The sequence below is a fragment of the Halostella litorea genome (genome assembly GCF_004785955.1).
In the GTDB taxonomy this organism is placed as follows: Archaea; Halobacteriota; Halobacteria; order Halobacteriales; family Natronoarchaeaceae; genus Halostella; species Halostella litorea.
In genome coordinates, this window is the sequence record NZ_SJER01000006.1 from 100,877 (window position 1) to 106,876 (window position 6,000).

General features: G+C 70.6%; 6 protein-coding genes. 1 reads left to right on the forward strand and 5 read right to left on the reverse strand.

The annotated features are described in order from the left end of the window. The first annotated feature begins 221 nt into the window (after positions 1-221). Complete coding sequence (locus tag EYW40_RS17180; protein ID WP_135822885.1) at positions 222-1,364, forward strand: DUF354 domain-containing protein; 1,143 nt, start codon at positions 222-224, stop codon at positions 1,362-1,364. A 15-nt stretch (positions 1,365-1,379) separates the two neighbouring features. Here EYW40_RS17180 and EYW40_RS17185 read toward each other — a convergent pair whose 3' ends face one another. From EYW40_RS17185 to EYW40_RS17205, 5 genes are all read right to left on the reverse strand, one after another. Further along, positions 1,380-2,381, reverse strand: coding sequence for a GNAT family N-acetyltransferase (locus EYW40_RS17185; protein WP_135822886.1), 1,002 nt, complete (start codon positions 2,379-2,381; stop codon positions 1,380-1,382). Positions 2,382-2,401: 20 nt separating this feature from the next. Beyond that, on the reverse strand, positions 2,402-3,337 hold the full coding sequence (locus tag EYW40_RS17190; RefSeq protein ID WP_135822887.1) for a polysaccharide deacetylase family protein: 936 nt from the start codon (positions 3,335-3,337) through the stop codon (positions 2,402-2,404). Further along, positions 3,330-4,391, reverse strand: a complete 1,062-nt coding sequence (gene wecB, locus EYW40_RS17195; protein ID WP_135822888.1) for a non-hydrolyzing UDP-N-acetylglucosamine 2-epimerase — start codon at positions 4,389-4,391, stop codon at positions 3,330-3,332. The genes EYW40_RS17190 and wecB overlap by 8 nt, the downstream gene beginning before the upstream one ends. Then, entirely contained in the window at positions 4,388-5,392 is a 1,005-nt protein-coding gene (locus tag EYW40_RS17200; RefSeq protein WP_135822889.1) for a glycosyltransferase family 2 protein, read from the reverse strand. The genes wecB and EYW40_RS17200 overlap by 4 nt, the downstream gene beginning before the upstream one ends. Before the next feature lie 2 nt (positions 5,393-5,394). Beyond that, the coding region (locus EYW40_RS17205; RefSeq protein ID WP_310732462.1) for a UDP binding domain-containing protein at positions 5,395-6,000 on the reverse strand (606 nt) is incomplete at its 5' end.

Genomic DNA, 6,000 nt, shown 5'->3' on the forward strand with positions numbered 1-6,000 from the left:
GTCGTCGTACGGGTCGGGTCGGTTTTGTTATGGACCTCTTAGCCGCTGAACCGGGGTTTGGCGGCCGAATGCGGCGGTCTGATGGCCGAAGCGGCCCGCTTGCCGAACGGCGACGGGGCCGGACGCCCGGCGACGGTTGCAGGGGTTATCCGGCCCGAACTCGCCGCGGGGGCGGGTCAAGAGCCGGCTAACAAAGGCCGGGCACGGCGGAACGTCCACCGATGAGACAGCTGTTTTTCACGAACACGCCGGCGCACGTCCACCTGTACAAACACGCGGTCCGACGGCTCCGCGCGGACGGCCACGACGCGCGGATCCTCGCCCGGGACTACGGCTGTACGATACCGCTGCTGGAGTGGTACGACCTCCCCTACGAGACGTACGGCTACTGCGGGACGAGCAAGTACTCGCTCCTGCGGAACGTCGTCGGCCACTACCGGAACATCCTGACCGCCGCCGTCCGGTTCGACCCCGACCTCGTGTTCGGGATGGGCGCGTACGCGGCCCACGCCGGGGCCGTGACGCGGACGCCGGTCGTGCTCCTCCTCGACTCCGAGCCGACGACGCTCGACCACCGGATCTCCGCGCCGTTCGCCGACGCCATGCTGACGCCGGCGGCCTTCCGGAAGGACCTGGGCGAGAACCACTACGAGTTCCGCGGGTTCAAGGAGTCGGCGTACCTCCACCCCGACGCCTACGAGCCGGCGGGCGACGTGCGGGCCAAACTCGGCCTCGGCGACGACGAGCGGTTCGTCCTCCTGCGGTTCAACGCCTTCGGCTCGCACCACGACGTCGGCGAAGGCGGGTTCAGCCCCGCACAGCGGCGCCAGTTGGTCGAGCGGCTGGCCGAGGAGGCGACGGTGCTGCTCTCCGACGAGGGCGACGACGTCGACGCCGACGCGCTGCCGGCCCGCGAGTTCGACTGCCACCCGGCGCTGCTCCACGACGCGCTCGCCGAGGCGGACCTGCTGGTCGCGGACACGCAGACGATGGTGACGGAGGCGGCGCTGCTGGGGACGCCCGCGATCCGCTCGAACTCGTGGGTCGGCGAGGACGACATGGGGAACTTCATCGAACTCGAGCGGCGCGACCTCGTCCGCAACCTGCGGTCGTTCGACGACGTGCTCGACGCGGCGACCGAACTGCTGGCCGACGAAGACGCTCCGGCGCGCTGGGCCGAGCGGCGCGCGCAGTTCATGGCCGAGACGGTGAACCTCACCGACGTGATCGTCGACGTGGCGACCGATCCGGGGTCGATCGACTCGGTCGCCGGCCTGTCGCGGCGCGGGACGGCCGACCTGTCCGAGTCGGCGGACGCGCGGCGGCTGCGGCGCGGCCGCGAGCGCGGCGGGCGGACGGAGTGAGAACGGGAACCCGCGTCAGCTGACGAGGTTGTAGGCGCTTTTCGCGAGCTTCATGCCGGTGCCGCTCGACTCGACGACGTAGTAGGGCCGCAGGTCCGCAGCGAACTTCGCCTTGTAGCGACAGAGCCGCTCGGTGTTCGCGCCGACCAGGTCGTACTGGTGGACCGAGTCGAGGTCCGGGTTCTCGACGATGTCCCGGATGATCCCCCAGTGGAGCAGCCCGTTGACGCCCGTCCCCTCGTACTCGGCGCGGGTGCCGCCCTGCCAGAAGTACGCCGCGTCGTTCGAGTACAGCGCGACGATGCCGCTGAGGAACTCGCCGTCCGGCGCGCGGGCGACGTACACCCGACAGCGGTCGCCCAGCGCGTCGACGAGGTCGCGCACGAACGGCCACGTGACCGGGAGCGACGAGTCGGTGTCCTCGTAGCGGTCCGCCGTCCGGTCGAACACCCGTTTCGCGGCCGTGCGCCCCTCGACGGAGAGTTCGACGTCGGACTCCCGGGCGTCCCGTATCTCCCGGCGGAGACTGCTGCTGAACGACCCCAGCACGTCGTCGAGCGAGCGGCCGTCGAGCGCGAGCCGGTAGGTGAAGGCGGTGTCGAGCGAGAGGTCGGCCCACTCGAACGGCCGCGGGTCGCCGTAGTCGGGCGCGGTGACGGTCCGGAACAGCGTGTTCGACGCGTCGGCGTCGAGTTCGTCGATGACCCCCTCGGCGAACCGGCGGTTCAGCTTCTCGCGCTTGCGCCGCTTCGGCGAGTTCGGCATCAGCACCGGGCCCATGTGGGGCACGCTCATCGACGGCGGCGGCGAGGTGACGGCGCGGCCGACGGGGCCGTGCCGGACGAACGCCGGGAACAGCGCGACCGGCTGCTGGCCCTTGAACCCGCCGAGGAGCCGCATGTCAGCCGTGGTGTGGTCGTCTATCGTGCGGAGCGCCTCGGGGGTGTGAAACACCTCGAAGCCGTCGGACGGCAGGGCGTCGGCCCAGTCGTCCAACGAGAGCGGTTCGATGTTCATTCGGTGTCTCCCTCGTTCGGTTAGTGTTTTGTTATCCTCCGTATACTCGCCCGGTCGGCGTCCGAAGCGCCGTCGTCGGCCGGGGCGAGCCCGCGGTACAGCTGGCCCGGCGGGCCGACCCAGCCGCCCATCTCCTTCGCCCGCTCTATCAGGCGGCGGTACAGGCGGCGGTAGCCGGGGAACTCGTTCTCGTTGAAAAAGCGCGGGTGCCACAGCGCGGTCATCACCGCGTCGTTCGCCGCGGCCTCGAACAGCAGGTCCTCGCAGGCGTCGAACGCGCGGTCGAACGACCGGCCGGGGTCCGGGAGCGCCACCTCCATCGCGGTCAGCGGGAACACGACGAACTCGTCGTCGAACGGCCGGAGCGGGTCGTAGCCGTACTGGAACCCGTACTCGGTCGCGGAGCCGAGGCTCGCGTCGTACCGGAGCCCGACCTCGGTGTGGTGCCGCCAGGTGTCGGGCACGTCGAGGTTGAGGTAGTGCTGGCGGCCGCCGACGACGGGGTGGCCGAGCACGTCCTCCAGCACCGCCTTCTCGTAGCGGAGCCGCTCGACGTCGCGGTAGGAGCCAAAGGAGCCGTGCAGCCCGACCTCCCAGCCGCCGCCGTCGAGTTCGCGTATCTCGTCGGCGATCGCTTCCGACTCGACGTCGTACCGGCCGAGGTGTTGGACCCACCTGTTCGGCCGGAGCCACTCGCGGGGCGGCAGGTCCCGGAACAGGTGGCGCTCGTTGAGGAAGTAAAACGCCGAGCGGACGCCGAGGTCGGCCTCCAGGTCGCGGATCTCGTCGAACTGCCAGTAGGGGTTCCGGCCGGGCAGCGCCGTCCGCAGGTGGTAGGTCGGCCGCTCCTTTATCGCGTAGTACAGCGACTGGTAGGTCTTGTACGGCCGGTCGACGTCGTGGGTGAGACAGAGCGCGAACTCGTGTCCGTCGGGGACCGCGTCGCCGTCAGACACGGTCCAACACCTCGCGGATCGTCTCGGCGGCCGCCCCGTCGCCGTACAGCGGCGGTTTCTCCGGCGGGACGAAGTCGGCGGACAGCGCCTCGCGGATCGCCGGCTCGTCGGCCCCGACCAGCACGTTCCAGCCACAGTCGACCGTCTCGGTCCACTCCGTCTCGTCGCGCAGCGTCACGCAGGGCGTGTCGAGGTAGAACGCCTCCTTCTGGACGCCGCCGGAGTCGGTGGCGACCCGCTCGGCCCCGTCGAGCAGCCGGACGAAATCGAGGTAGCCGACGGGCTCGATCAGCCGGAGTTCGTCGGCGTACGCCTCCCAGAGCCCGTGCTCCTCCAGCGCGCCGACGGTACGGGGGTGGGCCGGGAACACGACGGGGCGGGGCGCGGCCGCCAGCCCCGACATGATCGCGTCCAGGCGGACGGGGTCGTCGGTGTTGCCCGCGCGGTGGACGGTCGCGAGGACGTACTCGCCGTCGTCGACGCCGAGTTCGGCGAGGAACGACGACCCCTCGGCCGCCCGCTCGCGGGCGTGGAGGATCGCGTCCTGCATCACGTCCCCGGTGACCGCGACGCCCTCCGTGATCCCCTCCTCGCGGAGGTTCGCCGCGGCCGCCTCGCTCGGCGCGAACAGCAGGTCCGAGGCGTGGTCCGTGAGCACGCGGTTGACCTCCTCGGGCATCGCCCAGTTGTCGCTCCGGAGGCCGGCCTCGACGTGGGCGACCGCGGCGTCCTCCTTGGCCGCGACGACCGCGCCGGCCAGCGTCGAGTTCGTGTCGCCGTACAGCAACACGGCGTCGGGGTCCTCCGCGTCGACCAGCTCCTCGATCCCGGTCATCATCTCGGCGGTCTGGGTCGCGTGCGTGGCGGAGCCGACGCCGAGGTGGTGGTCCGGCTCGGGGATGTCCAACTCCTCGAAGAACACGTCCGAGAGGCCCTCGTCGTAGTGCTGGCCCGTGTGGACGAGCACTTCATCGTGGCCGTCCCGGAGCGCGCGGGAGACGGGGAACGCCTTCACGAACTGGGGGCGCGCGCCGACGACGGTCAGCACCTTCATCGCCGCTCACCCCACGTGCCGCGTTCGAGGCTCTCGTTGTGTCGCTTGTCGAATATCATCGCTAGCGTACAGAGCGTGCCGCCCAGCAGCACGAACAGCAGCCCGAACGCGCCGGCGACGAGCCCCGCGCCGGCGGCCAGCGCCAGCCCGCCCAGGGCGAGGCCGGAGAGGCCGCCCGCGACGCCGAGGCCGTACAGGAACACGAGCGGGTGGAAGTCGTACACGAGGTAGCGCGTCTTGAGCCGCCACAGGAACCCGCGGAGCAGCAGCGCCGACAGGCGGGGGATGAACTCGGTGTACCGGATGCCGCTCTGCTCGTCGCCGTACACCGCCTCCATCGGCACGTCGGCCACGCGGAGCCCGCGGGCGTTGAGCTTCACGAGCACGTCGTTGCAGAAGCCGTACCGGTCGTACAGGTTGTCGAAGTCGAGGCGCTCCAGCGCCCGCAGTGAGACGGCGGTGTAGCCGTTCTGCGGGTCGACCATCCGCCAGTAGCCGCTGGCCACCTTCGTGAGGAAGGTCAGGACGGAGTTGCCGAACAGCCGCCAGCGGCTCATCCCGTCCCAGTGGGCCGGCGAGATGAGGCGGTTCCCCTTCGCGTAGTCGGCCTCGCCGGAGACGACCGGCTCGATGATCCGGTGGAGGATGTCGGGGTTCATCTGCCCGTCGCCGTTCATCACCGCCGTCACGTCGAGGCCGTCCTCGCGGGCGCGTTCGTACCCGGTCTTGATTGCGGCCCCGACGCCGCGGTTCTCCTCGTGGCGGATCGGCACCACCCGCGGGTCGAAGGCGACGCCGCCGTCCGCGACGGGCGGGTCCGTCGGCCGGGCGTTGGCCGCCGCCGCGTGTCGCTGTATCTCCGCCCACGTGTCGTCGGTCGAGCGGTCGTCGACGACGTACGCGCGGTCGACGAACTCCGGAAGGGTGTCTATCACCTCCCCGACGAACCCCTCCTCGTCGTACGCCGGCACGACGACGCCGACAGTTTTGCCCCGGTACATCGTCACCCGCTCCCGACGGTGTACACGCGGTGGTCGGTGTGGTCGAGGTCGAGCGCGTCGCGCCCGTCGACGACGACGAGTTCCTCGTCGAACGCCGTCCAGTCGATGTCCTCGAACTCCTCGTGTGCGGTGACCAGGACGGCGGCGTCGAGGTCGAGGTCGGTGATCGAGTCGACCGACGCGCCGTAGGCGTCGAACTCCGAGAAGTCGTCGAGCATCGGGTCGGCCGCGACGACCGTCGCGCCGAACTGGTTCAGCTTCTCGGCGATGGGCTTGGCGGGCGTCTTCCGCGTCTCCGCGACGCCGGGCCGGTAGGTGACGCCGAGGACGAGCACGGCGGCGTCCTCGACGTGGGTGCCGACGCGCTGGAGCCCCTCGACGAGCTTGCGGACGGCGAAGACGGGCATCCCGTCGTTGACCTCGCGGGCCGTCCGCAACAGCGGCGCGTCGCTGGCCAGCTCCCGGATGAGGAAGTACGGGTAGTAGGGGATGCAGTGGCCGCCGACGCCGACGCCGGGGTCGTGGATGTCACAGAACGGCTGGGTGTTGGCCACCTCGATGGCCTCGTTGACGTCGACCCCGAGTTCGTCCGTGAAGCTCGCCAGCTC

Coding starts and splice junctions, on each gene's coding strand:
- EYW40_RS17180 (WP_135822885.1), top strand. CDS start 222: ATGAGACAGCTGTTTTTCACGAACACGCCGGCGCACGTCCACCTGTAC.
- EYW40_RS17185 (WP_135822886.1), bottom strand. CDS start 2,381: ATGAACATCGAACCGCTCTCGTTGGACGACTGGGCCGACGCCCTGCCG.
- wecB (WP_135822888.1), bottom strand. CDS start 4,391: ATGAAGGTGCTGACCGTCGTCGGCGCGCGCCCCCAGTTCGTGAAGGCG.
- EYW40_RS17200 (WP_135822889.1), bottom strand. CDS start 5,392: ATGTACCGGGGCAAAACTGTCGGCGTCGTCGTGCCGGCGTACGACGAG.